The organism is Nakamurella panacisegetis (assembly GCF_900104535.1).
GTDB classification, from domain to species: Bacteria; Actinomycetota; Actinomycetes; order Mycobacteriales; family Nakamurellaceae; genus Nakamurella; species Nakamurella panacisegetis.
This window is the reverse complement of sequence record NZ_LT629710.1, coordinates 4,741,069-4,767,835: the sequence shown is the minus strand read 5'-3', so window position 1 is coordinate 4,767,835 and position 26,767 is coordinate 4,741,069. Positions and strand designations below refer to the sequence as shown.

At 68.8% G+C, this 26,767-nt stretch carries 21 protein-coding genes and 1 pseudogene; 19 read left to right on the top strand and 3 right to left on the bottom strand.

The features are described from left to right. The first annotated feature begins 9 nt into the window (after window positions 1-9). Genes BLS97_RS21480 through BLS97_RS21465 form a run of 4 tightly spaced genes read left to right on the top strand, consistent with a single transcriptional unit; the run spans window position 10 to window position 6,853 of the window. Window positions 10-1,323, top strand: coding sequence for a multicopper oxidase domain-containing protein (locus BLS97_RS21480; RefSeq protein ID WP_090480375.1), 1,314 nt, complete (start codon window positions 10-12; stop codon window positions 1,321-1,323). An 11-nt stretch (window positions 1,324-1,334) separates the two neighbouring features. Next, window positions 1,335-4,490, top strand: coding sequence for a multicopper oxidase domain-containing protein (locus BLS97_RS21475; RefSeq protein WP_157695606.1), 3,156 nt, complete (start codon window positions 1,335-1,337; stop codon window positions 4,488-4,490). A 9-nt stretch (window positions 4,491-4,499) separates the two neighbouring features. Next, on the top strand, window positions 4,500-4,976 hold the full coding sequence (locus tag BLS97_RS21470) for a hypothetical protein (RefSeq protein WP_090480371.1): 477 nt from the start codon (window positions 4,500-4,502) through the stop codon (window positions 4,974-4,976). Further along, window positions 4,976-6,853 carry a copper resistance CopC/CopD family protein gene (locus BLS97_RS21465; RefSeq protein WP_090480367.1) on the top strand — a complete coding sequence of 626 codons (1,878 nt, stop codon included), beginning with the start codon at window positions 4,976-4,978 and terminating at the stop codon, window positions 6,851-6,853. The genes BLS97_RS21470 and BLS97_RS21465 overlap by 1 nt, the downstream gene beginning before the upstream one ends. 32 nt (window positions 6,854-6,885) lie before the next feature. On the opposite strand, the pseudogene BLS97_RS21460 reads toward BLS97_RS21465, so the two are convergent. Next, a pseudogene (locus BLS97_RS21460) lies at window positions 6,886-7,218 on the bottom strand (SDR family oxidoreductase); the annotation flags it as partial. 182 nt (window positions 7,219-7,400) lie between these two features. Next, entirely contained in the window at window positions 7,401-7,694 is a 294-nt protein-coding gene (locus BLS97_RS21455; protein ID WP_197676307.1) for an excalibur calcium-binding domain-containing protein, read from the bottom strand. Window positions 7,695-8,021: 327 nt separating this feature from the next. Here BLS97_RS21455 and BLS97_RS21450 point away from each other — a divergent pair, with 327 nt between their 5' ends. The 12 genes from BLS97_RS21450 to BLS97_RS21395 all read left to right on the top strand — a co-directional run bounded on the left by BLS97_RS21450 (window position 8,022) and on the right by BLS97_RS21395 (window position 23,752). Further along, complete coding sequence (locus BLS97_RS21450) at window positions 8,022-8,456, top strand: hypothetical protein (RefSeq protein WP_157695605.1); 435 nt, start codon at window positions 8,022-8,024, stop codon at window positions 8,454-8,456. A gap of 100 nt (window positions 8,457-8,556) precedes the next feature. Then, window positions 8,557-9,915, top strand: a complete 1,359-nt coding sequence (locus tag BLS97_RS21445) for a L,D-transpeptidase (protein WP_090480361.1) — start codon at window positions 8,557-8,559, stop codon at window positions 9,913-9,915. Window positions 9,916-10,107: 192 nt separating this feature from the next. Next, entirely contained in the window at window positions 10,108-11,619 is a 1,512-nt protein-coding gene (gene arfA / locus BLS97_RS21440; protein ID WP_090480358.1) for an arabinosylfuranosidase ArfA, read from the top strand. 120 nt (window positions 11,620-11,739) lie between these two features. After that, window positions 11,740-12,729 carry an LLM class flavin-dependent oxidoreductase gene (locus tag BLS97_RS21435; protein ID WP_090480355.1) on the top strand — a complete coding sequence of 330 codons (990 nt, stop codon included), beginning with the start codon at window positions 11,740-11,742 and terminating at the stop codon, window positions 12,727-12,729. A 31-nt stretch (window positions 12,730-12,760) separates the two neighbouring features. Then, window positions 12,761-14,743: an acetoacetate--CoA ligase gene (locus BLS97_RS21430; RefSeq protein WP_197676306.1), complete on the top strand. Its 1,983-nt coding sequence runs from the start codon at window positions 12,761-12,763 to the stop codon at window positions 14,741-14,743. 10 nt (window positions 14,744-14,753) lie between these two features. Then, complete coding sequence (locus tag BLS97_RS21425) at window positions 14,754-15,503, top strand: LLM class flavin-dependent oxidoreductase (protein ID WP_090480351.1); 750 nt, start codon at window positions 14,754-14,756, stop codon at window positions 15,501-15,503. 80 nt (window positions 15,504-15,583) lie between these two features. Next, window positions 15,584-16,291: a BON domain-containing protein gene (locus tag BLS97_RS21420; RefSeq protein WP_090480349.1), complete on the top strand. Its 708-nt coding sequence runs from the start codon at window positions 15,584-15,586 to the stop codon at window positions 16,289-16,291. A 30-nt stretch (window positions 16,292-16,321) separates the two neighbouring features. Continuing rightward, window positions 16,322-17,254, top strand: coding sequence for a universal stress protein (locus BLS97_RS21415; RefSeq protein ID WP_090480347.1), 933 nt, complete (start codon window positions 16,322-16,324; stop codon window positions 17,252-17,254). Between the two features lie 117 nt (window positions 17,255-17,371). Next, complete coding sequence (locus BLS97_RS21410) at window positions 17,372-17,992, top strand: CBS domain-containing protein (protein ID WP_090480344.1); 621 nt, start codon at window positions 17,372-17,374, stop codon at window positions 17,990-17,992. A gap of 92 nt (window positions 17,993-18,084) precedes the next feature. Continuing rightward, complete coding sequence (locus BLS97_RS21405) at window positions 18,085-20,946, top strand: cation-translocating P-type ATPase (RefSeq protein WP_197676305.1); 2,862 nt, start codon at window positions 18,085-18,087, stop codon at window positions 20,944-20,946. 38 nt (window positions 20,947-20,984) lie between these two features. After that, a complete protein-coding gene (gene ppsA / locus BLS97_RS21400) occupies window positions 20,985-23,312 on the top strand; it encodes a phosphoenolpyruvate synthase (protein WP_090480341.1) in 2,328 nt (775 codons plus the stop codon). Continuing rightward, a complete protein-coding gene (locus BLS97_RS21395) occupies window positions 23,309-23,752 on the top strand; it encodes a DUF302 domain-containing protein (protein WP_090480339.1) in 444 nt (147 codons plus the stop codon). Before ppsA ends, BLS97_RS21395 begins: the two co-directional genes overlap by 4 nt. A gap of 120 nt (window positions 23,753-23,872) precedes the next feature. Here the strand turns inward: BLS97_RS21395 and BLS97_RS21390 are convergent, their stop codons facing one another. After that, window positions 23,873-24,709, bottom strand: a complete 837-nt coding sequence (locus BLS97_RS21390; protein WP_090480336.1) for a universal stress protein — start codon at window positions 24,707-24,709, stop codon at window positions 23,873-23,875. Window positions 24,710-24,944: 235 nt separating this feature from the next. Here BLS97_RS21390 and BLS97_RS23115 point away from each other — a divergent pair, with 235 nt between their 5' ends. Genes BLS97_RS23115 through BLS97_RS21380 form a run of 3 tightly spaced genes read left to right on the top strand, consistent with a single transcriptional unit; the run spans window position 24,945 to window position 26,744 of the window. Further along, a complete protein-coding gene (locus tag BLS97_RS23115) occupies window positions 24,945-25,121 on the top strand; it encodes a hypothetical protein (RefSeq protein WP_157695604.1) in 177 nt (58 codons plus the stop codon). Further along, entirely contained in the window at window positions 25,108-25,788 is a 681-nt protein-coding gene (locus BLS97_RS21385; RefSeq protein ID WP_090480333.1) for a cytochrome b N-terminal domain-containing protein, read from the top strand. The genes BLS97_RS23115 and BLS97_RS21385 overlap by 14 nt, the downstream gene beginning before the upstream one ends. Then, entirely contained in the window at window positions 25,785-26,744 is a 960-nt protein-coding gene (locus BLS97_RS21380; RefSeq protein ID WP_090480330.1) for a hypothetical protein, read from the top strand. The genes BLS97_RS21385 and BLS97_RS21380 overlap by 4 nt, the downstream gene beginning before the upstream one ends. Window positions 26,745-26,767: the final 23 nt, after the last annotated feature.

The window sequence follows — 26,767 nt, the reverse complement described above, 5'->3', positions numbered from 1 at the left end:
GACGCGACCATGAACATCCCCCAGAAGATCAGGCGAAGTCGCCTGCGGGCGGCGACCGGTATCGGGGTCCTGCTCCTCGGATCGTTGATATTCCTGCCCTCGAACGCATCGGCCGCCGTCCCGGCGGTCGGAGCCGTGTGCGAGACCGACGTGAATCAGACGTTCTCGTTGACCGCTCAGGACGGCTACGTCTCGACTCCCGACGGCAACTCGATCTACATGTGGAGCTACGGGAAGACCAGCCGGGGCTTTCAGCTGCCCGGCCCGACCCTGTGTGTGCAATCGGGACAGCCGGTGACGGTTGTCCTGCACAACGCCCTGCCGGAAGCGACGTCGATCGTCTTCCCGGGGCAGAAGGGGGTGAAGGCCAACGGAAATCCGGCCCAGCCCCAGTTCGATCCGGGAGGGTCGTTGACCTCGCTGGTCCAGGTCGCTCCGGCGCTCGATGCCGGGCAGCAGGGTTCGGTGACCTACACATTCACCGCGGGCACCCCGGGTACCTATCTGTACGAGAGCGGTACCGACGTCGACAAGCAGGTGCAGATGGGGCTTTTCGGCGCCCTCGTGGTCCGTCCGGCCGGTCATCCGAACCAGGTCAACGACCGGGCCGACTCGACATTCGCGGCGGGCCAGGACTACGTGTTCCTGCTGTCCGAGATCGACCCCGACATGCACCTGGCGGTCGAGCGCAGCCAGCCCGTCGACTGGAATTCCTACACCGCCCGCTATTTCATGATCAACGGGCGCAGCATGCCCGACACGATCGCCCCGAACGGCGCGTCCTGGCTGCCGGCCCAGCCGTACTCCGCATTCGTACACATCAAGCCGTACGACCCGAACAGCAATCCACTGCCGGCCACGATCCGATACCTGAACGCCGGGACCGTGAACTATCCCTTCCATCCGCACGGAAGTGACGAACGGGTCATCGACCGGGACGGGCATGCACTGGCCGGCCCGGGCGGCGAGGACCTCTCGTACCAGAAGTACGACCTGGACGTGGGCCCTGGGCAGACCCTCGATGTGCTGATGGATTGGCGGAACGCCGAGCAGTGGGATCCGGTCACCAATCCCATACCGACCCAGATTCCGGCCATCACCGACCAGCTCCTGGTCGGAACCGATACCTGGTTCTCCGAGAGCGGATATCTGGGCACGAAGAATCCGCTCCCGACCACGATCACCTCGAACAATCAATGTGGCGAGTACTACCACATCGCCCACAGCCATGCGTTGGAGCAGGCAACCAACTACGGAGCGACTTTCGGAGGAATGATGACGATTTTCCGCATCGATCCGGCCGCCGGTTGCCCGGGACAGTGAAGGCCGAGATGATGACCGGGAAGCTCCGATCGATCCGTGGGCACGTCGGCCGCGGCGTGGGACTCCGGCGCGGCCCGGTCGGGTCGGCCCTGGCCGTGCTGGCCGTGGTGGCCGGCCTGGTCGTGGTGCCGGCCGCCGGCGGGTCGGCCGCGATCGCCGACGGTGTGCGTACCGCCCAGCCGGTCGCCGTCCGGGCCGCCGTCCCGGTCGGAAAGCTGACACCGCGAGGCTGCACGGTGGCGGCGGGCGCGGCGGTTTGTGATCTCTTCGCAATGGCGGGCACCGCATCGATGCTCGGCACGTCGATTCCGATCTGGGGATTCTCGTCTGTCGCCACCGCCGGGTCGGCGACCGCACCGGGTCCGCTGCTGGTCGTCCAGCAGGGTGATCAGGTGACCGTCAACCTGCACAATCAGCTACCAGGGCAACAGATCTCGCTGGCCTTTCCTGGACAGGCCCCGTCGGCCTTCACCGGGACGACCGGGGATGACACATCGGGCATTGCTTCTGGCAGTGACCGTAGCTACCGGTTCACCGCGAACCGGCCGGGCACGTTTGCATACGAGGCCGGACACACGAGCAACGGCGCCCGTCAGGTGGCCATGGGGCTGGCCGGTGCCCTGGTGGTCCTGCCCGCTGACGGGAGCGCGTACGGAGCGGCCGCCGGCATGCCGGCGACGAGCTACGACGACGAGGCGGTCCTGGTGATGAGCGAGGTCGACCCAGCGCTGAACGCCGATCCTCTTGCGTTCGACATGCGCAACTTCCGTCCGAGATATCGCACCTTCAACGGCAAGCCCTACCCGGCCACCGACGAGATCAGTACTGATCAGGGCCACAACGTCCTGCTGCGGTACGTCAACGTCGGATCACAGAGCCATTCGATGAGCGTGCTCGGCGGTGACCAGGTGGAGATCGCCCAGGACGGCCATCAGATGAAGTACCAGTCGACGGTGACGGCCGAGAGCGTTGAGCCCGGTCAGACCCTGGACACGCTGGTCCGGATGCCGACCGGGCCCGAGGCCAAGCTTGCCCTGTACGAGCCGGCCATGCACCTGGACAACAATGGCCAGCACAACGCGGATCCGTTGCAGTTCGCATTCGGCGGCATGCTGACGTTCCTCGACACCAACGCGCCTCCGCCCAGCACCGACGGGGTTGGACCGGTGGCCAGTCATGCCACGGCGACACCGAATCCGTCGGACGGCACAGTCGATGTCACGGTGACCGCCGACCTCAGCGATGCCACGACCGGTGGGTCACCGGTCGCGCAGGCCGAGTTCGTGGTCGACGACGCGGTGACGACCGGTGTCGGGTACGGCATCCCGATGACGGCCAGCTACGGCACGGTCGGTGTCTCCGGGGCAACGGGCACTCTCCCGGCCGTGGCGGCCGATTGCAGCCCGCCGACTGGGCCGCCCCCGGTGGCCCTGAACTGCCTGTCGGCCGGCCGGCACACCATCTACGTGCGTGCCCTGGACGCTGCCGGCAACTGGGGGTCGACGGTCTCGGTGGTGCTGAACCTTCCGAAGACCGGGCCGCAGACATCCGGTGGAACTCTGGTCGACTCGCCGGTCAACGGGACGACGGCGGTGGACATCTCGGCCACGGGTGACGACTCTGCGGCCGGCGGGACGATCACCGCCGCGGAATACTTCCTGGATACCCAAGGCGCCGATGGGACGGGAGTCGCTATGACCCGCAACCGGGTCGCCACCATCGTGTCGGAGGATGCGACCATCCCGGCCGCCGCGATTGCCGGACTGGCCGAAGGCACACACCACGTCCTGGTCCACAGCAAGGATTCGCTCGGGCTCTGGGGTCCCGTCCTGGACCTCGAACTGGTGGTGGATCTGACCGGCCCGCAGGTGATCGCGGCCGCCGTCGCCCCCAATCCGTCGAACGGAATCCTGACCAGCAAGGGCAATTCCGGATATCTGGTGGTTTCGGCGCAGATCAGTGACACCGACGCCGGCGGCGCTCCGCAGAGCAATCTGGTCGACGCCGAAACCTTCCTGGATCCGGCCTCGCCCAACCCGGCCGGCGGTTCCGGTCTGCAACTGGTCGCGGTCGACGGCGCTCTCGACGCCGCCAACGAATCGGTTTACGGACTGATCCCGATATCGCAGATCAGGGCCCTGTCCAATGGAACACACCGAGTGGCCGTCCGGGGCCAGGATGCGTCCGGTACCTGGGGACCGCTGTACACGGTCGGCCTGGTCGTCGACAAGACCGCACCGGTGATCGCCGGCCCGCTGACCGGGGCGCCGAACCCGACCAACGGTGCCGCGAACCTGACCCTGACCGCAGCGCTCACCGAGTCGGTGGGTCTGGGCAGCGCCGAATTCTGGGTCGGCACAACCGATCCCGGCGTCGGTAAGGGCACCCGTGTGTCGGTCAGCGTCACCGGGGGCAATGCCGTGGCGACCGTTCCGCTCGTCAACGTCGCCAGCGGGACGGTGCAGTTCAATCTCCGAGTTCAGGACACGGCCGGCAATTGGAGCAATGCGCTGAGCACTTCGGTCGTGGTGTCCAGACCGAACCTGATCTTCGCGAACAACTTCGAACCGGCTGACCCGGCCTGGAGCGGGACCACCGGCCTGGTGGCACCCACCGCGGCGGCCGCCCAGACCGCGGTCGAACCAGGTAGCACGCGGGGACTCTCGGTCACTCTGGCCGGCGGCCGCAACAATGTCGCCGGGTACCTGACGGACGCCTCGCCGACGGCTGAGACCACCTATCACGCCCGGTTCGCGTTCAACCGGAACACCCTGACGCCGGGCAACGGGAATGTGCTCACGCTGTTCGACGGGCGGTCGGCCGGCAACGCGGCCGTGTTCGCCGTGCAGTACCGGGTCAACGGCGGGCAGAGTCAGATCCGGACCGTGCTCTCCCGCGCCGGCGGCACGGTGAACGGCAACTGGGTCGTTCTACCGACCGGCTCCTCGGTGCTGCAGGTCGATTGGGCCGCCGGTCCGGCGACCGGCGCCGGGGCGGGTTACCTGCAGTTGAAGATCAACGGCAGCAACATGTCCAACCAGACCGGCAACACCAGCGCCCTGCGGCTGGACACGGTTCTGCTCGGCGTCACCGGCGGCTTCACCGGTACGTCGTCCGGCGCCGGCTACTTCGACAGCTTCCTGTCCACCCGCGTCACCCTGCCCTAGGAGGCCTGCGTGTTCAACCAGCTACGCACCCGGATGCGGGAGCGCCCTCGCCAGGCCGCGGCGGTCGGTGTGATCGGAGTGGCAGTCGCGTTCGGCGCGGTCACCGGGTTCCACTTCACCGCCGCTCCGGCGCAACGGGCGGTCACGGTCTTTCCGCAGAACGTCGTGCAGGAGCAGACCTACGGAGTTCGCTTCTCCCGCGTCGCCGTCGTCGGCGACGGTGGGTTGGTCCTGCTGGACTACGTGGTCCTGGACAGTGAGAAGGCCAGTCGCTTCCAGTCCGACGTGGCGCACCCACCTACCCTGGTGAGCGAGAACCGCGACGGCCGGACCAATCGGGTGTCGGTGATGCGGCAAGGGCATCAGCTCCGGACCGGTCAGACCTACTACTTCGTCTACCAGAACACGCTCGGTGCCCTGCGGTCCGGCGAGGAAGCGTCGATCGTCACGGGTGATCTGCGACTGGACCACGTCCCGGTCCTGTGATGTGGTTCCGGTTCATCTCACGAGCGGCCGTGGTCCGACTGGCCGCTCTGCTGGGCACGGTCGCGGCATTGATGTTGTTGCCGATCAACTCGGCCAGTGCCCATGCGTTCCTGGTCAGCAGCTCGCCCGAGGACGGAGCGGTGCTGACCGCCGCGCCGGAGGAGGTCGTCCTGCGATTCTCCGAGTCCGTCGTCCTGCCCGCCCTGCAGGTCCACCTCGTGTCCGGGTCGGGGCGGGAGTTCGAGCCCATCTCGGCGAAGCTGGAGGGCGCATCGAATGGCGATACCGAGGAGCCGGCCTCGGTGATCCTCCGGATGCCCGTGCTGCCGGTGGATGCCTATCAGCTGCGTTGGGAGACGTTGTCGAGCGACGACCTCCACCGAACGGGCGGCATGCTGATCTTCGGCGTCGGAACCGCCGTGTCGCGGGCCGGGGTCGTCGAACCCGCGCCGCAGTGGGACGAGGCAGCCTTGCGCACGGCCATGTTCCTGGCCCTGGCGGCCGCCCTGGGCGGGTGGTTGACCGAGGCGCTGCTCGGCCGGGGCCGGCCGACCCCGGCGTCCGTCGATCGACAGCGCGCCGCGCGCCGCGTCGCCCGGTGGGGGGCGGTGGCCGGATTCGTCTTCGGCGCGATCCTGCCGGTCGACCAGTTGATCGCAGCGGGGGGCTCGTCGCCGTTGGCATTGCTGCAGGGCAGCTACGGTGTGCGGGAAGCGCTGCGGCAGAGCGGATTCATCGTACTGGCGGTCGCCGCTTCGGCGCCCGCACAACGCGGTCCTCGCGCCATTCTGGTGGCCGTCGGAGCGTGCCTGACCGGGGTCGGTACGGCCCTGATGGGTCATTCGGCGGCCCGCGGCGCGCTGCCCGTGACCCGGATAATGGCCGACGCGGCCCACCTGGTGTCGGCGGCGACATGGTGCGGTGGTCTCCTGCTCGCTGTCCTGCTGATCGGACCGATGTTGCCGGGCGAGGACCGCCCACTGGCCCGCGATTTTCTCCGCCGCTTCGGCGTCCCGGCCGGCGCGTGCTTCGCGATCATGATCGTCACCGGGATCTATCTGACCGGTGGCACGGTCGGCTCGGTGGATGCTGCCCTCCTCACCAACTACGGGCGCCTGCTGACCCTGAAGGTTCTGATCGTCCTCGTCATCGCCGGGCTGGCCCTGGCGAACCATCGTCGGTTTCGGGTGGGGGACAACCGACCAGGGGCCCATGGCTCGATGACCCTGGCGCGATCGGAGGCGGCGGCCGCCGTCGTCGTACTCCTGCTGGCCGGGCTGCTGACCAGCGGTCAGCCCGCTCGGGAGCCGCAATTCGTCGCCCGGCCGGCATACCCGACGGTGCCGTTGACCAATTCTCAGGTCGACGACCTGCAACAGACCCTCACGGTGAGGCCGAATCTGCCGGGCCGGAACGTGGTGACGGTCGGCCTACGGTCAGTGCGGCGGCCCGCCCCGGCGCCGGTCCGCAGCGTCGCCCTGACCGTGGGGGCGACCCGCGACCCACCACTCCAGCTGGAGTCACAAGGGGCCGACACCTGGTCGGTGGCGGTGGACCTGACGGAACCGGGCCCGGTGGAGCTGGTCCTGGTCGTGCACCGACCAGGGCTGCGCGACACGGTGAACCGAGTCGACTGGAGCGTCGGGGCGGACCCCGGCGCTGGGCCATCGCCCGTCGTGTCCCGCGCGCCCATCACCGATCTCCTGACCCGGACCGCCGGCCTGATGCTGGCCGGTCTTCTCCTCGGCGGTGTCCTGGGCCGGCGCCGGCACGCGGGCCGTGACCGCCGGGGCCGCCCGGACGTCGTTGGCTCGCCGGTCGACGCCGAGGTCAACTCGCGGCTCGACCGGCCGGTGAAGGACGCGGTCGGGTCGTAGGTCCGGTCAGTCGTCCCCTCGGTGCCCCGGCACTATTTGATCGGATTGCCGCCGGTCACACCGAGCACCTCGGCGGTGATGTAGCTGGATTCACCGGACGCGAAGAAGACGTAGGCCGGGGCCACCTCAGCCGGCTGACCGGCTCGGCCCAGGGGTGTGCTCCGGCCGAATTCGGTGATCTTGTCCTCGGGCATGGTGGTGGGAATCAGCGGTGTCCAGATGGGGCCGGGAGCAACCGAGTTGACCCGGATGCCCTTCTCGGCGAGGGAGCCGGCGAGCGCCTTGGTGAAGTTGACGATCCCGGCTTTGGTGAGCGCGTAGTCCATGAGTTCGGGCGACGGCTGCACCGCCTGGATGCCGGCGGTCGGACGAACTACCCGCCGTGCTCACCGAGCTGCGCACCTGACCGATTCGTCCCGAACTCGTCCACGTCGGTTCCGCGGAACGTAGTCGATCACCGACGGCATTCGTCAGCGCCCTCGGTGCAGTTGCCGTGCGGACCGACGATCATGACGGCCGGGCCATCGAGCCGATGGCGATCCAGCCGTCAGCGCTTCTCGCAGGCGATGCCGTCGTTGTCGGCGTCCCGAGCACGGTTGGCCTGATACAGCGCGTCGTCCCGGGTGAAGGTGGTGACGGGCCGGAAGTTCTTGCTCCTGCTCTTGTCGTGGGCACCGACCTGGCCCACGCCGTGCCGGTACACCTTGTTCAGCTGCGTGCAGTTGGCGAACACCCGCGGTTTGCCGGCCGCCTCCGCCGCGGGCGCGGCGATACCGACGCTCATGGTTGCGGCCAGAACGAAGGTGAGTACGGCACTGGTGATCCGGCGGTGGGTGAGCAAGGGTGGTCCTCCTGGCGACGGTGGTGCAGCGGGCGCTCCGAGCGTGACAGGTTGTCGGCTGCTGCGGCGGTCGGGAACCGCTCTGCCACTCGTCCGGGGTGATCTTGACGCCGATCGGGGCGGCTCGGGCGTGGCCCCGGCCGAACCGACCGAAAGTCCCGACCAATAGGGATGAATCGTCCGAGTGGCGACCCGAGGGAGGCTGAACGATACACCGGATGATGTACGAATCAGAGCGGACACCGGTAGCATGGCCATCGACCGCGGGGTCGACCGCGGCCGCCACCACCATGAGCGAGCAGCCCGGACGGGCGGGAAGGACGGCGGATGTCCGGACCTTCGTCTTTGTTGCCCCCGGCTCGAGTGGCGCAGTCGCGGCGGTGGCTACTGCTCGGCGCCGTGTTGGCCGGGCTGTTGGCCATGCGCTTCCTCAGCGGCCACGACTCCGCCGGTGACCACCGCGTTCTCGCGCCGACCGCGTCGTCCCAGATCGTGGCGTCGACGAGCGTCGCTCATGAAGTATCGACCGGGAACCTCGCGACCGCGGTGGTGATGCCGACGGACAGGCCGGCCGGTCACGGAGCGGCCATCGTCACCTCCTGCGCGCTGTTGCTCCTGGCCGTGGCGGTCGTCGCGCTGGCCGGTGTGGCCGTGCGCCGTCAGGGCCGCCGACCGGCCGCCGGATGGTCGGTCTCGGCCGGCGGATTGCGCGGCCCGCCGAAAACTCTCTCTCGCCAAGCATTGTGCGTGGAACGGATCTGATCTCTCGGGATCGGCGACCGGCCCTTCGGGCCGGATTCTTCGTCGACTCCGACCGTTTCGATCCCACCCGTCTCCCTCTGCTCTAGGAGCGCACCCGCCCATGCCTCGTCTTCTTCGCGGGCGGCTGCTCGCCGCCGCCCTGGTTCTGCCGCTACTGGCCGCCGCCTGCACGGCCGGAACCTCGGCCCGCGAGCCGGCCACCGCCGTCACCGTCACCGCCGATTCCACCGCCGCGAGCCCCACGACCGGTTCGTCCGTCTCGGTCGGCGTCCCATCATCCGCCGTGGGCCGGCCCTCGAGCGCGGACCCCGCCCCGAGCAGCCCGTCGATCTCGACCCCGCCGACCAGCCGGTCCGCCCCCTCGATCATCCCGGGCCCACGGGTGAGTACCGTCCCGGCCAACGGCGCCACCGGTGTCTCGCCGACCGCACCGGTCAGGGTGACAGCCCAGAACGGCACGTTCGGCACGGTCGCCATGACCAACCCCGACGGCCGCGCGGTCAAGGGTGCATTGTCGGCCGACAAGACGTCCTGGACGTCTACCGAGCCGCTGGGCTACGGCCGCAGCTACACCCTGACCTCCGTGGCGTCGACCGCCACCGGGCAGTCGACCAGGACGACCTCGAGGTTCACCACCCTGAATCCGGCCCAGACGATCTATCCGTCCTTCTTTCCGAATCCGACCATGAAGACCGTCGGAGTAGGCCAGCCCATGGTGGTCATCTTCGACAAACCCCCGGCCGACAAGGTCGCCGCCGAGAAGGCCCTCTCGGTGAAGACGGTGCCTGCGGTGAAGGGCGCCTGGTACTGGTGGGATGACCGCACGTTGCACTATCGGGCCAAGGACTATTGGAAGTCCGGTACCAAGATCACCGTGTCGGCGGCCGTCTACGGCGTCAACCTCGGCGGCGGTGCCTACGGCGAGACGGACCGCACCATGACCGTCACCATCGGACCGTCCAAGATCGCGCGCGTGGACGACCGGACCAAGAAGATGGAGGTCTTCGTCAACGGCAAGTTGACCAAGACGTACCCGGTGTCCTTGGGGATGGACAAGCGCGTCACCGTCGGGGGCACCGATATCTCGTTCGTCACCCCCTCCGGCACCTATGTCGCGCAGGAGAAGTACGTGGTCAAGCAGATGAGCTCAGCTACCTACGGCCTCCCGGTCAATTCGTCCCTGGGCTACGACTCGAAGATCCCGTTGGCCGTGCGGTTCTCCAACGAAGGGATCTTCGTCCACTCGGCGCCCTGGTCGGTCGACGATCAAGGTGTCCGCAACGTCTCGCACGGCTGCATCAACCTGCCGCCGGCCGGGGGGCAATGGTTCTACGACAACTTCGGCTACGGCGACATCCTCACGGTCAAGGGCACCTCCACCCAACTGGCCCCGACCGACGGATTCGGCGACTGGAACCTGAGTTGGGACAAGTGGCTCACCGGCAGCGCACTGACCTGACGCCGGGCCGGCCTCCCATGGTCGACCGACGCGGCGGCCACCCCGGGTGACCGACCCATGATCCAGACCGCGTTCAATGTCGAAGAACCGTCACCGGCCGGGCACCCAACCTGATCGGGGCACTGGGCTGACCTGGAGTCCGGCGCCGCCGGCGCGATCAGCCCGGGACGAGAGGATTCGGAAGGAACAGCAATGGCCACCGCACGCCTGACCATAGATCCGCGTTTCACCGTAGGTCCCGTCAACCGAAGGCTGTTCGGATCCTTCGTGGAGCATCTCGGGCGTTGCGTCTACGACGGCATCTACGAGCCCGGCCATCCCACCGCGGACGCGCAGGGGTTTCGCCAGGACGTGGCCGACCTGGTCGTCGAGCTCGGCGTCAGCGCCATCAGGTATCCCGGCGGCAACTTCGTGTCCGGGTTCAACTGGGAGGACAGTGTGGGCCCGCAGGCGGAGCGCCCGCGTCGGCTCGACCTCGCGTGGCACTCGACCGAGACCAATCAAGTTGGGCTGCACGAATTCTCGTCCTGGTTGGACAAGGTCGGCAGCGAGCTGATGCTGGCCGTCAATCTCGGCACGCGAGGGACGGCCGAGGCCTTGGAGCTGCTGGAGTACAGCAATCTGCCGTCCGGCACCGCTCGAGCCGACCAGCGGGCCGCGAACGGAAAAGCCGAACCGTTCAATGTCCGGATGTGGTGCCTGGGCAACGAGATGGACGGTCCGTGGCAGCTCGGCCACCGGTCGGCGGAGGACTACGGCAAGTTGGCGGCCCAGACAGCGACGGCCATGCGCCAGCTGGATCCGGGTCTCGAACTGGTGGTCTGCGGTTCCTCCAGCGCCCACATGCCGACGTTCGGGGAGTGGGAACGGGTCGTGCTCACGCACACCTACGACAGCGTCGACTACATCTCCTGCCACGCCTACTACCAGGAGAAGGACGGAGATCTGGGCAGCTTCCTGGCCAGCTCGACCGACATGGACCACTTCATCCGGTCTGTGGTGGCCACCGCCGATCACGTGAAGGCCGTCCGCGGCAGCGCGCGCACGATCAACATCTCCTTCGACGAGTGGAATGTCTGGTACATCGACCGGTACGAGCAGGTGGACAAGATCTCCGGCATCGACAACTGGCCGGTGGCGCCGCGCCTGTTGGAGGACGTGTACTCGGTGGCCGACGCCGTCGTCTTCGCCAGTCTGCTGATGACCCTGGTGAACCACGCGGACCGGGTGACGAGTGCGTCGCTGGCGCAACTGGTCAACGTCATTGCGCCGATCATGACCGAACCCGGCGGCCCGGCCTGGCGGCAGACCACCTTCTTCCCGTTCGCCAAGATCTCGCAGCTGGCGCGCGGATCGGCGTTGGCCGTACGGGTGGAGTCCGGCACCTACGAGAGTGCCGCGTACGGGACGGTGCGGCTGGTCGAGGCGGCCGCCACCCACGACGAGGCCACCGGGGAACTGGCGGTGTTCCTGGTGAACCGCAGCCAGACCGAGGAGATGCAGGTGACGGTCGACGTTTCCGGCGCCGGTGACCTGACTGTCGCCGACGCCGTGACGCTGCATGACGCAGACATTCACGCCGGCAACACGCTCGCGGATCCAGAGCGGGTGGGACTGCAGCCCAACACAACGGCGACGGCCAACGGAAACACCGTCCTGGTGATTCTGCCACCGGTCTCCTGGACGGCGCTGAGCCTGCGGTAGGGGGATGCCACAGGAAAAAAACACCCGGTTGGACTAGCCCGGGGGCTACGCCAGAGATACGGTCGTCATCTCCCCGTGCCGGTGAGCGCGGGCAGTCGACGACGACCCGAGGAGCCGGCCTTGAAGCTTTCTCTGTACCTCCCCAACTTCCGCGACCAAGTCACCCTCCAGGAGCTGGAGGACCTGACTGCGCTGGCCGAGGATCTCGACTTCGACTCCGTGTGGACGCTGGACCGGATCGTGGTCCCGGAGGCGTCCGATCGTGGGGAGCTGCAGTTCCCGTTCGGGATGATGACCGAATTCCCTCCGGGCATGCCCGTCATCTCCCGAGGTCAATGGTTCCAGGGCATGACCCTCATCCCGTGGCTGGCCGCCAAGACGCACAAGATCCGCATTGGCATGAGCATCATCGACACCCCGTACCGGGCGCCCGGGGTGCTGGCCGCCGAACTCGCCACCCAGGACCACCTCTGCAACGGTCGCCTCAACGTGGGCGTCGGCTCGGGCTGGATGCCCGAGGAATTCGCCGCCGCGAGCGCCACCCACCTGTTCCCGCGCCGCCACGCCCATGTGCGCGAGACGATCGAGATCCTGCAGGGCATCTGGACCAACGACCTGTTCGAGTATCACGGCGAGTTCGCCGATTTCGAGCTGTGCGGGTTCGGTCACAAGCCGATCCAGAAGCCGCATCCGCCGATCTACCACAGCGGGCTCAAGGACGCCCGGCGCTCGGCCCGGCGCATCGCGAAGTACGGGCTGTCCGGCTGGATCGGCATCCAGGACTCGCCCGAGGACATCACCCGCTGGCGCGCCGAGATCGAGCGCGAGCTGGGCGAGATGGATCGCACGCTGCCGGAGAATTTCGACATGTGCAGCATGATCTGGTTCGTCATCACCGACGAGGACATCGATCAGACGCCGGCCGGCAAGGCCTCCAACCTGCTGGCCGGGTCCGCGCGGCAGATCGAGGACATGCTCAAGCGCTACCAGGAGGCCGGGATGACCATGCCGATCCTGTGGCCCCCCTTCCGTGACGTGCCGACGGCCAAGACGATGGACGACCTCAAGCGGCTGACCGAGGAGATCATGCCCAGGGTGAACGCGTCCTGACATTGACCCGGGAATGACCGAGACTCCGGGAATGACCGAGACTCCGGGACCGACCGAGACGCTGTGGAGGCCTTCGCCCGAACGCATCGGCGCATCGGCGCTGCGTGCGTACCTGGATTGGCTCGAGACGCGGGAAGGCCGGTCGTTCCCGGACCACGACGCCCTGTGGACGTGGTCGATCGCCGACCTGGACCGCTTCTGGCTGTCCATCGTCGAGTACTACCGGGTCGGCTTCTCCACGCCCTGGACCAGGGTGCGGACCGAGGACCCGATGCCGTACACCCGGTGGTTCCCCGGGGCCCGGCTCAACTGGGCGGAACATCTGCTGCGCAACGGATCCAACGACGCCGTGGCGCTGGTCTGCGTCCGGGAGGGCAGCGATGTGGCGCGGGAGATCACCTTCGGGGAGCTGCGGCGGGCGGTGGCGTCGGCCGCCGGCTGGCTGCGCCGGTCCGGGGTGCGCCCGGGTGATCGGGTCGCCGCCTACCTGCCGAACACCGAACATGCGGTGATCGGGTGCCTGGCCGCGGCCGCGGTGGGGGCCGTCTGGGCGTGCTGCTCTCCGGACTTCGGGGCCGAGGGCACCATTGGCCGGCTGGCCCAGCTGGAACCGACCGTTCTGATCGCGGCCGACGGATACCACTGGAACGGCAAGGACATCGATCGCAGCGAGGTGGTGGCGCAACTGCGGGAGAACCTTCCCACGGTGCGGCATTTCGTTCACGTGGGCTACGTGTTCGACCGGCCCGCCCGCGCGGGGGCCGTGCCGTGGGACGAACTGATGAGCGTGGACGAACCCCTGGTGTTCGAGCCGGTCGAGTTCTCCCATCCGCTGTGGGTGCTGTTCACCTCCGGCACCACCGGGTTGCCCAAGGGGCTGGTGCACGGACACGGCGGTATCACCCTGGAGGGGCTGAAATGGTCGGGGTTGTACGCCGGGCTGCGTCCCGGAGAGCGGATCTTCACCTATACCTCCACCGGCTGGGCGCTGTGGAACATCCAGATCAATGCCCTGATGCAGGGGGCCAGCCTGGTCCTCTACGAAGGCAGTCCGGGTCACCCGCCGGGCGCCGTCTGGGAGGTGGCTGCCCGGACCGGGGCGCAGGTCATGTTGCTCGGCGCGGCCGTCGTCATGGCCACGGCGGACGCCGGGATCTCGCCCCGGAAACGGGGATTCGACCTGAGCCGGCTCCGACACGTCATGGTCAGCGGCTCGGCCCTCCCTTCGGCCGGCTACCACTGGCTGATGGAGCACGTGAGTGGGGACGTTCGCATCGACTCGACCAGTGGTGGCACCGACATCTCCGGCTCGTTCGTCGGAGCTAACGAGTACGCCTCGGTCCAGGTCGGCCGGATCGGCGGCATCCTGGCCGGCGTCGACTGCGCGGCCTGGGACGAGGACGGGCGTCCGGTCATCGGCGCAGTGGGCGACCTGGTGATCACCCAGCCCATGCCGTCCATGCCGGTGTACCTCTGGAACGACCCGGATGCACTGCGGTACAACGAGTCCTACTTCGAGCAATGGGCCGGGGTGTGGCGTCACGGTGACTGGGTGACGATGCATCCCGACGGCAGCGTCTCGGTCCACGGCCGGTCCGACTCGACGCTGAACCGGCAGGGGGTGCGGCTGGGCAGCGCCGACTTCTACGACGTGCTGGAGACCATGCCGGAGATCGCCGAGACGTTGGTCGTCGGCGTCGAACTGCCCGACGACGACTACTGGCTGGGGCTGTTCGTGGTGACCGCCCCCGGACACGAACTGAACGACGAGTTGAGACAACGGATCGTGACCACGCTGCGCACCCGACTCACCCCACGTCACGTGCCGGACGAGATCGTGGCGGCGCCGGCCGTTCCGCACACGCTGACCGGCAAGAAGCTCGAGGTCCCGGTCAAGAAGCTGCTGACCGGCCGGCCCTTGGAAAAGGCGGCCAACATCGCCTCGGTGGACGATCCGGACGCGCTGCGGTGGTACGCGCAGTTCGCCGCCGGCCGGTTCCACCGAGCGGGCTGACGGCGCACCGATGCGTCTCGGGGCCACCCTCGGCCATCTGGGTCCGGCGCCACCGAGGCCCATCGCTGCCTGGGCGAAACGCTTGGCGGACGCGGGTTTCGACAGTCTCTGGGTGCCCCAGATCATCGGACGCGGCTTCATGGTGCCCGACCCCTTCGTGACCCTGGCCGTCGCGGCGACGGTGACCGAGGACGTGGAACTCGGCACGGCCACCCTCCAGGTCCCACTGCACCATCCGGCCGAGCTGGCTCACCGGATCCTCTCCCTGCAACTGGTCAGCGGCGACCGGCTGACCCTGGGCGTCAGCCCCGGATCGACCGATACCGATTTCGCCACCCTCGACCGGGACCATGCCGCGCGCTTTCGCACCTTCTCCGCGCACGTGGCGCGCCTGCGGGTCCTGCTGGCCGACGGCCGGGACGAGTACGCCGACCTGGCTCCGGCCCCGGCCGGCGGCCGGCCGCCGCTGCTGCTCGGCTCGTGGGGCGCCAACGTCGAGCGGGCCGCCCGGGAATTCGACGGCTGGCTGGCATCCGGCTACCGGCGCACCGCGGACCAGATCCTCTCCGCCCACGATCGGTACCGGGCCGCCGGTGGCCGGCGGGCCGTCGTGTGTGCCCTCCGGCTGACCAGCCCGGCCGACCTGGACCGGACGGGCGAGGAGTTGGCCCGCTACGCGGCGGCCGGATTCGACGATGCCGTCGTGGTGATCGAACCCGGTGGCCCGACCCCCGAACAGGTCCGCGCCCTGCTGGACTGATCACCCCGCCCACCGACCGTGATCGCAACGTGGGACCTTGTGCTCTACCGACCGCGGGCGAGCACCGCGATGGTGGAGTCATGACGCAGACGCGGGACCGGACCAGCGAACAGCTGACCGCCCAGGCCCGGCGCGCCGTCCAGGCCGAACCCCTGCTGCGTGGCCAGCCGATCTTCCCGGACGCGGCCCAGGGCGCGGTCACCCTGTACGGACGGGTCGAGACGCCGACCCAGGCGGCGGTGGCCGAACGCGCCGTTCTGCGGGTGCCCGGGGTGTATGCCGTGGCGCAGAAGCTGCTGGTGTCGGCCGCCCCACGCCGCTCCGACACCGATATCGCCGAAGAGGCGGCGCGGGCCCTGGCTCGGGCGCCCCATGTGCCGGAATCGGTCCGGGTCACCGTTCACGACCGCCGGGTGACGCTGACCGGCGAGGTGAATTGGCAGTACGAGCGAGAAGCGGCCTGCCGGGCCATCGACGACCTCCCGGGCGCGCAGACCGTGCACAACCGCATCACGGTCCGTTCCGGCACCATGGCGGCCGATCTGGAGAAACGCATTCTCGGCATGTTGGACGAGCGAGACCCGTTGGCCGAAAGCCGATTGACCGTGACGACGAATGGCCGCGGGGCCCTCCGGCTCGCCGGTTCGGTTCCCACGGTCCGGGACCGTCGTGATGCCGAGACGATCTGCTGGGACGTCCCGGGAACGACGTCGGTGACCAACCATCTGACGGTGTCGGCCCCGGACATCGGCGGCAGCAGGGGCCGTGGGCGCGGTCTGGACTGGTGAACGGATGAGGACCACGGACGAAGGAGACGAATGGTGAACACCGGCAGCAGCACGAAGATCGTGGTCGGCATCGATGGATCACCCGCATCCACCGTCGCCGCCCAGTGGGCGGCCGATGAGGCGCAACGGCGGGGCCGCCCCCTCCTCCTGGTGGAGGCCTACCAGAACACGGTGGTGTACGCCGGGCGCGGGACGGTCTTTCCGCCCGAGGTGTACGAAGCACCGCGAAAGGCGGCCCACGCCGACCTCGCCCGCGCGGTGGTCGACGTCCGCGCGAATCACCCCGATCTGGACGTCACCTCCGAGGCTTCCGTCGGCACGCCGTTCGAGGTGCTGCGCCACGCGGCGGACGACGCCGAACTGGTGGTCGTGGGTTCGCACGGCCAGGGCGTGGCGAGCGAGACCCTGCTCGGATCGGTCGCGCAGAAGATGGTCAGCCACAGTCCGGTGCCGGTGGTCGTCATCCGGTCGGACCCGCACGATCGCCCGGCCCCGGCCCCAGCCCCGGATGCGCCCGTTCTCGTGGGGCTTGACGGCTCCAGCGGCTCCGAACCCGCGCTGTCCTTCGCGTTCGAGGAAGCAGCCGTGCGCGGCGTGGAACTGGTCGCCGTCCGGAGTTGGGACGATGCGCCGTTGAACGGGTTCCTCCGCGCGTACCCCCTCGAGGTCGACCGCTCCGATTTCGACCGCCAGGAGGAGGCGGCCCTTCGGGCCCAGCTCAAACCGTGGGCGGACAAGGACCCTTCGGTCACCATCCGGCCGAAGGTGGTGCGGGGCAGGGCAACCCACGTCCTGATGAAGGAGAGTGTCGCCCTGAAGCCGGCCCTGCTGGTGGTCGGCAGCCGTGGGCGCGGTGGTTTCCGAGGTCTGGTCCTTGGTTCCACCGGTCACGAGCTGGCCGCCTACGCGACCTGTCCGGTGGCGATCGTCCACGGCCCGGGGGCGCAGTCGCCCGGCGCCTGAAGCAGTCCCGTCCCGGACCGTCGTCCACCGCCCGACCGCGTAGCGGGAAGCCTCGCCCGAGCCGGGCCGCCTCCGGTTCGGCGGCCCGCTCTTCGGCTCAGTGAAAGGTCAGGTGCCATGCGCGCCCGCGACATCATGTCAACACCGGTCGTCTCCGTACCACCGGACCTCTCGGTCGCCGACGCGGCGAAACTGTTGGCCCAGCGCGGATTCACCGCCCTCCCGGTGGTCGACGACGGTTCCCGGCTGGTCGGCATCGTGACCGAGGCCGACCTGATCCGCGAACGCGTTCCACCGGATCCGCGCATCCGTGGATTCGCGGCGCCGGTCTCGGGAACCCGGTCGACGCCCGTCGTGGGCGAGGTCATGACCAGCTCGGTCAGGTCGTTCCCGCCCGATGCCGACGTCGCCGACATCGCCGACATGATGGTGACCGACCGGATCCGCTGCCTCCCGATCGCCGACGACGGACGTGTGGTCGGCGTCATCACCCGGCGAGACCTCCTCGAGTCGGCCGTTGCCCGTTCCGATCTCGAACTGCAGCGGGAAGTGATCAAGCAACTCGCCACCCTGGACGACGACCAGGAACGGTGGCAGGTGGTGGTTCAGGGCGGGGTCGCCGACATCGAGGACTACCGGGACTCGGCCGCCGACCGCGAACAGGCCCGCGTCCTGGCCGAAGGAGTTCCGGGGATCGTGGATGCCGATGTGCGTCACCAGACCAGCGATCCGTTCTGACGGCCGGGTCCGACCGGGGAGGAACCCGGCGGGTCAGCAGTGCGGCGAGGATCGTGCCGCCCGAAAGACCGGTTTGCGCACTGGACCCCTGCGTGGGTAGGCCATCGTCCGTCGACGAGTCCGAACGGTCGGCCGACAGCGGGCTCGACCGTCGGGACCTGACGGTCGACCCGGCCGGCTCCCTCGATGTTCTCTATCGCAACCTGCGGACCTCGGCCCACGGCCTGAGCGGGCGGGAGGCCGCCCGTCGTCTTGTCGTCCACGGCGCCAACGAGCTCGTGCGACGCGGCGGGCGTCGGTGGCCCCGAGAACTGCTGGGCCAGTTCACCCAGCCGCTGGCCCTGTTGCTCATGGTCGCCGCGGTCCTGGCCATCGTCAACCACAGCGTGGCCCTCGGGGTGGCCATCCTCGCGGTGGTCGTGCTCAATGCCGTCTTCGCCTTCTTCCAGGAGATCCACGCCGAGCACGCGGTCGAGGCCCTGGCCGCCTACCTGCCGGACCAGGCCCGCGCCCTCCGCGACGGGTCGGCCCAGAACGTCGCGGCCGCCGAACTGGTGCCGGGCGACATCCTGATCCTGCAGGAGGGCGACCGGATCAGCGCCGACGGGCGCCTCACCGATGGTTCCATCACGGTCGATCTGTCCACGCTGACCGGCGAGTCGCAGCCGTTGGATCGCTCCGTCGGTCCCAGTGATGCCGACGTCCCGCTGCTGCAGGCCGACAACATGGTCTTCAGTGGGAGTGCCTGCCTGGCCGGCGAAGCCCGCGTGTTGGTCACCGCCACCGGCATGCACACCGAGATCGGCCGGATCGCCGCATTGTCCGAGCGGGTCGGAGGCGATCGCAGCCCGCTGGAGGTCCAGGTCCGCAAGGTGGCCCGGCTGATCGCCCTGGTCTCCATCGCCGTTGCGGTGGCCTTTCTGCCCCTGGGGATCGCGGCCGGGCTGACGACCGTGGCTGCGGTCAGCTTCGCGATCGGTCTGCTCGTGGCCAACGTGCCCGAGGGCCTGCTGCCGACGATCACCCTCGCCCTGGCCGTCGGGGTGCAGGACCTGGCGCGCAGAGGGGCGGTGGTCAAACGGCTCTCGGCCGTGGAGACGCTCGGCTCGACCACCGTCATCTGCACCGACAAGACCGGGACGCTCACGCAGAATCGTATGCAGGTCACCGACCTGTGGACGTCCCACGGTTCGGTCGCGATCAACGGATCGGACGGCTCCGGTGTTTCCGGCGTCGACTGGTCCGGGTTGGTGGCCGTGCTGGTCCGGGCGGCCGTGCGGTGCTGCACCGCCGAGATCGGCCCGGACGGTCCCAGTGGCGACCCGACCGAGGTGGCGCTGGTTCGGCTCGGGGCACAACTGATCGGTGACGAGGAGGAGTCCGGGATCCGACGATCGGCGATCTTCCGGTTCGATCCCCGGATCCGACTGATGAGCACCATCGACACGGACGGCGACCATCTCCGCGCCTACACCAAAGGCGCGCCGGAGGCGGTACTGGGCCTCGCGTCACGCATTGCCAGCGGCCCGGACGCCACCCGCGTCCTGACCGACGAGGATCGACAGCAGATCGCCGCGGTGCTCGACATGTACGCCCGTCGCGGGCTCCGGCTGCTGGCGGTCGCACAGCGGGATCTGCCGGGCGAGCGGGCGATCCCGGTCGATCGGCGGGTCGTGGAGAAGGATCTGTGCCTGCTCGGGATCATCGCGATGCTCGATCCGCCGCGGGAGCGGACCTCGGACGCGATCGCGCGGGCCCATGACGCCGGCATCCGGATCCTGGTCGTGACCGGCGACAACGGTGTCACCGCGGCCGAGATCGCCCAACAGGTGGGGATCGGCGCGGGCACGGGGGGATGCCGAACGATCACCGGGTCCGAGCTCGACGCGATGAGCGATGCGCAACTCGACGCGGTGCTGGAGGCTCCGGGTGAGATCATCTTCGCCCGGAGCTCGCCGGAGGCGAAACTCCGCATCGCCGATGCTCTGCAGAGTCTCGGTCAGGTCGTCGCGATGACCGGCGACGGGGTCAACGATGCCCCCGCGCTGCGGGCGGCCGACATCGGGGTCGCGATGGGGCGGTCAGGTTCCGAGGTGGCCCGCCAGGCGGCGACCATGGTGCTGACCGACGACCGGTTCGGCACCATCATCGATGCGGTGGAAGAGGGGCGCCGGGTCTACGACAACGTCCGGAAGTTCATCCTGTACATCTTCGCCCACGCGATTCCCGAGATCGTCCCGTTCCTGTTGTTCGCCCTGTCGGGCGGGGCCATTCCGCTTCCGCTCACGGTCATGCAGCTGCTGGCCATCGATCTGCTCACCGATACCCTTCCGGCGCTGGCCCTCAGCCGTGAACCGGCCGAACCGGGCGTCATGCGCCGGCCACCGCGGCCGCGGTCCGAAGGCGTCATCCGCCCGCGTCTGCTGGCCCGGGCCTGGGGGTTCCTCGGGGTCATCTCGGCCGGTCTGGTGCTGGCCGGATTCTTCGTGGTGCTCCAGCGAGGTGGCTGGTCTCTGCACGCCCCGACCGGCGTGGGGACCCCGCTGCATCACCTCTATCAACAGGCGACCACCGTCGCCTGGCTGGGGATCGTGTCCTGCCAGGTCGGCGCGGCCATGGCGGCCAGGACCGAACGGGCGTCGCTGCGCAGCACGGGCGTGTTCAGCAATCCGCTCCTGCTGGGCGCCATCGCGATCGAACTCGTGCTGGCCGCGGCCGTCGTCTTCGTGCCGTTCCTGCACCCGGTGTTCGGCACGGCCACCCCCACCGCGAGTCAGCTGGCGTTGGTCATCCCGTTCCCGTTCGTCGTCTGGGGTGCCGACGAGATCCGGCGCTGGATCGGACGACGCCGGACCGGTCGGACGTGGGGACTTTCGACTCTTCCGGGCCAGCGGGGACCGTTGCAGTCTGGGCCCGACCGTGTGACAGATGACCGACGGACGGCGAGGGTGTGACGCGCCGTGGAAACGGAGCGATCGACGTGACCCAGACAATGGCGGCAGTGGTCCGCCCCCTCGACGATGTGACCCTCGCCGACGTGCCATCCGTGGGCGGGAAGGGCGCCAACCTCGGTGAACTGCTGCGCGCCGGTCTTCCCGTGCCACCGGGGTTCGTGGTGACCAGCGACGCCTACCTGGAGGCGATCGAGCTGTCCGGGGCTCGAAACGAGTTGCGGCAGTTGGTGGCCACGATCGATCCCGACGATCCGGCCGCGCTGGCCGAGGCCGCCCGGGCGGCGCACGCGGCGGTGCTGCGCACGAAGATTCCCCCGGCGCTGGCCGAGCGTATCGTCGCCGCGTACAGCGCTCTGGGCGACGACGCCCGCGTGGCCGTACGGTCGTCCGGGACGGCCGAGGACGGCGCCGACAACTCCTTCGCCGGCATGAATGCCACCTTCACCAACGTCAGCGGGAAGGAGCAGCTGCTCGCCCGTATCGTCGACTGCTGGGCGTCGTTGTACAGCGAGCGCGTGATCTCCTACCGGGCCACCGAACGGGTGAGCGAGGAACCCTCGATCGCCGTCATCGTCCAGCTGATGATCCCGTCGGAATCCTCGGGGATCATCTTCACGGCCGACCCGTCCACCGATCTGCTGGACCGCATGGTGATCGAGGCGGTGTTCGGACAGGGCGAGGCCATCGTGAGCGGGATGGTCGAGCCGGACACCTATGTCGTCCTCAAGGACGGCCCCAAGATTCTCAGCGTCCGGGTCGGCCACCAGACCCGGATGATCGTTCAGGGTCCGGACGGTACCGACCAGACGCTGTCGTTGAGCCCGGACGAGGGGGCCCGCCGGGTGCTGAGCGACCAGGAGGTCGCCGAACTCGCCCGGCTGGCGACGGCCGTCGAAGACCACTACGGATCGCCCCAGGACATCGAATGGGCGAAGGCCGGTGGACGGACCTATCTGGTGCAGTCGCGGCCGATCACCACCCTGCGCGATCGCGGGGCCGAGCCGAAGGCGGTGCCCCACCGGGTGCTGGTCCGCGGACTGGCCGCGTCGTCGGGCCGCGCCTCCGGGGTCGTACGGGTCCTGTCCTCGCCGGACCAGGGCGACCAACTCAAGGACGGCGAGGTGCTGGTCGCGTCGATGACCAGCCCGGACTGGGTGCCGGCCATGCGCCGGGCGGCAGCGCTCATCACTGACGGCGGGGGATTGACCTGCCACGCCGCGATCGTCTCCCGCGAGCTTCGGGTGCCGTGTGTCGTGGGGACCCGCAACGCCACCACCACGCTGCGCGACGGTGAACTGGTGACGGTGGACGGCAAGCGCGGCGAGGTCTACGAGGGGGTCGTCGACGAAGGTCGGAGTCCGGCCGATGCCGGGGCGGCTGCCGCGGCGGCACCGTCACGGACCGAGGAGGGCCCGACGGCCACGCGGGTCTACGCCAATCTCTCCGTCGCCGAACACGCCGAACAGGTCGCCGCACTCCCGGTCGACGGGGTCGGCCTGCTGCGAGCGGAGTTCATGGTGGCCGATGCGCTGAAGGGGGTGCATCCCCGGTTGCTCATGGAGCGCGGCGAGACGGGCGCATTCGTCACCGCCATGTCCGAATCGCTGCTGCGGATCACCCGGGCCTTCGCGCCTCGTCCGGTTGTCTACCGCAGCATCGATTTCCGGTCGAACGAATTCCGCGGCCTCGAGGGCGGGGATCGATTCGAACCCGAGGAACAGAATCCGATGATCGGGTATCGCGGTTGTTACCGGTATGTCCGGCAACCCGACCTGTTCCAGTTGGAGCTGGACGTCCTCGGGCAGGTCGCCGCGCAGACACCGAATCTGCGCCTGATGATTCCGTTCGTCCGGACGGCGTGGGAACTCCGGCAGTGCCTCGACCTGATCTCGGCCCATCCGACCGCCCGTGCCCTGCCGATCTGGGTGATGGCGGAGGTACCTTCGGTCGCCTACTGGATCCCGACCTACGCCGAGATGGGCGTGGAAGGGGTCTCGATCGGCAGCAACGATCTCACCCAGCTGATGCTGGGGGTGGATCGCGATTCGGAGATCTGCGCCGAGCTGTTCGACGAGGCCGATCCGGCGGTGCTGGACGCGATCGAACGCATCGTGCGGGCCTGTCAGGACGCCGGCATCACGAGTTCGCTGTGCGGTCAGGCACCGTCGAACCGCCCCGAATTCGCTGAGCACCTGGTCCGCCTCGGCATCACGTCCATCTCGGTCAATCCGGATGCCGTCGACGCGGTCCGGAAGACCATCAGCACCGCCGAATGGCGAATACTGCTGGAATCGGCCGATCCGAGAAGAAGATCGGGTGCCGATCGGCCCCCAAACCGCCTGTCGAAGCAAGGAGCATCACGATGAGCTATGCACTCTCGGTCACGGTCAGCGATTCGTTCGACGACACCGTGACCCGCACGGTGAACGCGTTGGCCGAGCAAGGTTTCGGCGTCCTCACCACGATCGACCTGCAGAAGGTGCTGGCCGAGAAGATCGGGATGACCATCCCGCGCCAGCTTCTGCTCGGCGCCTGCCGCCCGCAACTGGCCGGTGCGGCCCTCGAGGCCGAGCCGTCGATCGGACTTCTGTTGCCCTGCAACGTGACGGTGCAGGAGATCAACGGCGCGCGGACCCAGGTTCAGATCCTCGATCCGAGCGTGATGATTTCGCTGACCAACAATCCGGCTCTGCTGCCGATGGCGGAGGATGCGGGCCATCGGCTGTCCTTGGTGCTGGCCGCGCTCGGTGAGCCGCCGAGCCCGGTGGATTCCCCGGCGTCCGGGGCATCGGTCACCGCGAATTGACGCACCCATCGGCCCATTCGGCCGGGTAGCGGCCCGGCGCCGGTCGGCGCCGGGCCGTCTGTTCAGGTGGGGGAACCGCTCAGCGAGGCTGTCCCGCGCCCGATGTCGGTCCGGCCGGTGTCACCCGGATCCGACCAGCTCGGTGTCGCTTCGTGCGCGCAGGCGGGCGACGGTGATGACCGGGCAGGCGGTGTGGCCCAGGACCAGATCGGTGACCGGCCCGAGGCGGATGGACCAACGATCGGGACTGTGATGCGTGCCCAGGACGACGATCTGGGACGTCTGCGAGATCCGGATCAACGCCGGTGCGACATCGCCTTTCTCCCAATGGATCTCGATCGGCAGGCCAGGGCATTCGTTCTCGACGTGTTCCAGGTTCTGCAGAATGGCTCGCGCCTGCTCCGAGTGCCGGTCCGCACCGATGACGGCCACCAGCGAGGCCGTCATCCGGATCGCTTCGTGCGACGCGAATTTCAGTGCGGCGCGACCCCCCGGGCTGCTGGTCGCTCCGACCGCGACAGTACGGGCGCCGCGGGAATTGCCGCGCCACGTCCGGGGAACCAGCGCGACGGGGGATTCGGCCGCCGCGGCGAGGTGATCGGTGAGGGCTCCCAGCATCCGCAGATGCCGATTCGGCGGGGCGCCGACGGCGAGGATGTCCGCCGATCGGCTCCACCGCAGCAAGCCGGCTCCCGGCTCGCCCCACTCGACGACCGGCTGGAACTCGAGGTCCGGGAACTCGCCGACAACCGTCCGCCGGATGGCCTCCACCCGTCTCCGGGCCTTGGCCTCGACTTCCCACGCGTTTCCGGGGTCTTCGGTTCCGGTCGCCCCACGCGTCATCTCGTGGGCGAGGGTCACCGACCGGCCGGTGAGGAGAGCCTGATGGACGGCCCAGTCCAGGGCGGCGTGCGCCTCGGCCGAATCCGTCCAGCCGACCACTATTCGGCCTGTCATAGCATCAACCTCCAGCCGCTGAGGACGTCCGCGGGCGGTGGCCCGCCACTAAACAGCAGACACCAGAACGGATCTGCGTCAGTAGAGACCAAAGTCCCGGATCACCAGGGGGGACCAAAGACCCTATCGGCCAGTGCCCGAACGGAACAGAGTCATCACAGGCGAACGTGGCCGAGCAGGCGTCGACCGGGTGGAGTCTTCCATCGACGGCGACGGGAGACCGGGAGCGTGACCGATGTACACGACCACGATGTTGGGCAGTGGCGCGACCTATCTGCGAATGGGGGTCGTGCAGATATCCCTCGCGAATCTCCTGGTCATCCTGGCCATGATCGTCGTCTTCGTCCTCGCTCTGGTGCTGCCGTTCCCGAGTTCGGCCGACCGGCGGGAGGTGGGCGATGACCGGAGGTGACGAGGTCACCGGCGGCAACTGGACGTCCGGGCTGCGCCGCCGGGTCGTCCGGATGGTGCCGGAAGGGCAGTGGCTGCCGGACCGGCAACCGGCGTACGTGCACTCGTGGATCTACGTGTTCGGGGTCGGCTCGCTGGCCGCCCTGATCTACGTCGTGCTGTCGGGCGTGGTCCTGGTGATCAAGGGAGCCGCGTGGTGGCATCGCTCCGGCCTTGGCCACTTCGTCAACTCCACCCATCTGTGGAGCGTTGAACTGTTCTTCGCGCTCATGGTGATCCACCTGTGGGGCAAGTTCTTCATGGCGGCGTGGCGCGGGCACCGCGCGCTGACCTGGGCGACCGGAGCGATCGCATTCGTCGGTTCGATCGGCACGGCCTTCACCGGCTATCTCTCCCAGTCGAACTTCGACTCGCAATGGATCTCCGGGCAGGCGAAGGACGGGCTCAACGCTGTGGGCATCGGCAGCGAATTCAATGTGCTCAACTCCGGGCAGATGCTGCTCTGGCACGTCACGCTGCTACCGCTGGCCGTCGGTGTGCTCGTCGGCCTGCACATCCTGCTGGTCCGGCGGCACGGCGTTGTCCCGCCGTTCGATGCCGAACCGGCCGACTACGCGGGGCCGGACGGCCCCGAGCGGACCGACGCGTCGATGCAGGAGCGGTCATGACCACCCGCGCCCCGGCCCGGCCGCGCCGGGACCGGACTCCCGATTCGCACCTGTTCCCGACCCGGCCGTACGACCTGGTCAAGGAATTCGTCGTCGCGCTGGTCGTGGTCGGCCTGCTCACCGTGGCACTGGCCGCGATCTTCTCCTCACCCGACCGGGAATCGATCACCCTGGCCACCTGGGCCCAACAGGCGCCGGACGACGTCGTGGCCACGGCGGCGGCCGAACTGGCCGGAACGAGCACCAGCGCGAGCTACGGGCCCCCCTACAATTCGGCCTCCTCGGGTCAGAAACTCGGCCCACTGAGCCTGCAGAAGTGGGCCGGCGTGACCATCCCGGTCGACAGCGCCCAGGACCTCGTCGTGACCCCCTTGCAGCACGTCAGCGGAGTTCCGGCCCTGACGGCGGCTCTCTCGGCCTGGTCCGGCGCCACCGACTCGCAAAGAACGACGTGGGCCGGCGCGTACTCCGATGCCCTGGCCGCGGCGCCGAACGGTGATCCGGCGTCCGTGGCGGCGGGCGACTACGGGCCGGTGCCGGTGATGGCCGCGCAGTTCCTGGTCCTGGCCCGGTCCGGCGGCCTGGAGAGCATGCTCACCGGCAATGACAGCTTCTACGGCACCGACCAGACCCGCCCGCTGCTGCTGCTGGCCGACGGCGCCTACCTGGAGGACCAGGCCAGGGCCGAGCAACTCGGCGGCGACCAGTGGGGAATGATGAACGAGAGCGGCAACTACCCGGGGCAGCCCTGGATGTGGCTCTACACGTTCTGGTACCAGGTCAAACCATTCTCGACGTCCGACAACGCCGACGCTTTGGTCTGGGGTCTGATGATGTTGCTGACCCTGGTGCTGATCTGCATTCCGGTCATCCCCGGTCTCCGGTCCCTCCCGAGATATCTCGGTGTGCACCGGCTGATCTGGCGGGAGCGCGACAAGGTGGGAAAGCGCCGATGAGGGACGTGGCCGACCCGGGGGAG

Excerpts from the sequence above, each read along its gene's own strand:
- BLS97_RS21430 (WP_197676306.1), top strand. The coding sequence starts at position 12,761 with ATGACCGAGACTCCGGGACCGACCGAGACGCTGTGGAGGCCTTCGCCC.
- BLS97_RS21415 (WP_090480347.1), top strand. The coding sequence starts at position 16,322 with ATGGTGAACACCGGCAGCAGCACGAAGATCGTGGTCGGCATCGATGGA.
- BLS97_RS21425 (WP_090480351.1), top strand. The coding sequence starts at position 14,754 with ATGCGTCTCGGGGCCACCCTCGGCCATCTGGGTCCGGCGCCACCGAGG.
- ppsA (WP_090480341.1), top strand. The coding sequence starts at position 20,985 with ATGGCGGCAGTGGTCCGCCCCCTCGACGATGTGACCCTCGCCGACGTG.
- BLS97_RS21480 (WP_090480375.1), top strand. The coding sequence starts at position 10 with ATGAACATCCCCCAGAAGATCAGGCGAAGTCGCCTGCGGGCGGCGACC.
- BLS97_RS21385 (WP_090480333.1), top strand. The coding sequence starts at position 25,108 with ATGACCGGAGGTGACGAGGTCACCGGCGGCAACTGGACGTCCGGGCTG.
- BLS97_RS21445 (WP_090480361.1), top strand. The coding sequence starts at position 8,557 with ATGCCTCGTCTTCTTCGCGGGCGGCTGCTCGCCGCCGCCCTGGTTCTG.
- BLS97_RS21420 (WP_090480349.1), top strand. The coding sequence starts at position 15,584 with ATGACGCAGACGCGGGACCGGACCAGCGAACAGCTGACCGCCCAGGCC.
- BLS97_RS21395 (WP_090480339.1), top strand. The coding sequence starts at position 23,309 with ATGAGCTATGCACTCTCGGTCACGGTCAGCGATTCGTTCGACGACACC.
- BLS97_RS21475 (WP_157695606.1), top strand. The coding sequence starts at position 1,335 with ATGACCGGGAAGCTCCGATCGATCCGTGGGCACGTCGGCCGCGGCGTG.
- arfA (WP_090480358.1), top strand. The coding sequence starts at position 10,108 with ATGGCCACCGCACGCCTGACCATAGATCCGCGTTTCACCGTAGGTCCC.
- BLS97_RS21410 (WP_090480344.1), top strand. The coding sequence starts at position 17,372 with ATGCGCGCCCGCGACATCATGTCAACACCGGTCGTCTCCGTACCACCG.
- BLS97_RS21465 (WP_090480367.1), top strand. The coding sequence starts at position 4,976 with ATGTGGTTCCGGTTCATCTCACGAGCGGCCGTGGTCCGACTGGCCGCT.
- BLS97_RS21450 (WP_157695605.1), top strand. The coding sequence starts at position 8,022 with ATGTCCGGACCTTCGTCTTTGTTGCCCCCGGCTCGAGTGGCGCAGTCG.
- BLS97_RS23115 (WP_157695604.1), top strand. The coding sequence starts at position 24,945 with ATGTACACGACCACGATGTTGGGCAGTGGCGCGACCTATCTGCGAATG.
- BLS97_RS21380 (WP_090480330.1), top strand. The coding sequence starts at position 25,785 with ATGACCACCCGCGCCCCGGCCCGGCCGCGCCGGGACCGGACTCCCGAT.
- BLS97_RS21390 (WP_090480336.1), bottom strand. The coding sequence starts at position 24,709 with ATGACAGGCCGAATAGTGGTCGGCTGGACGGATTCGGCCGAGGCGCAC.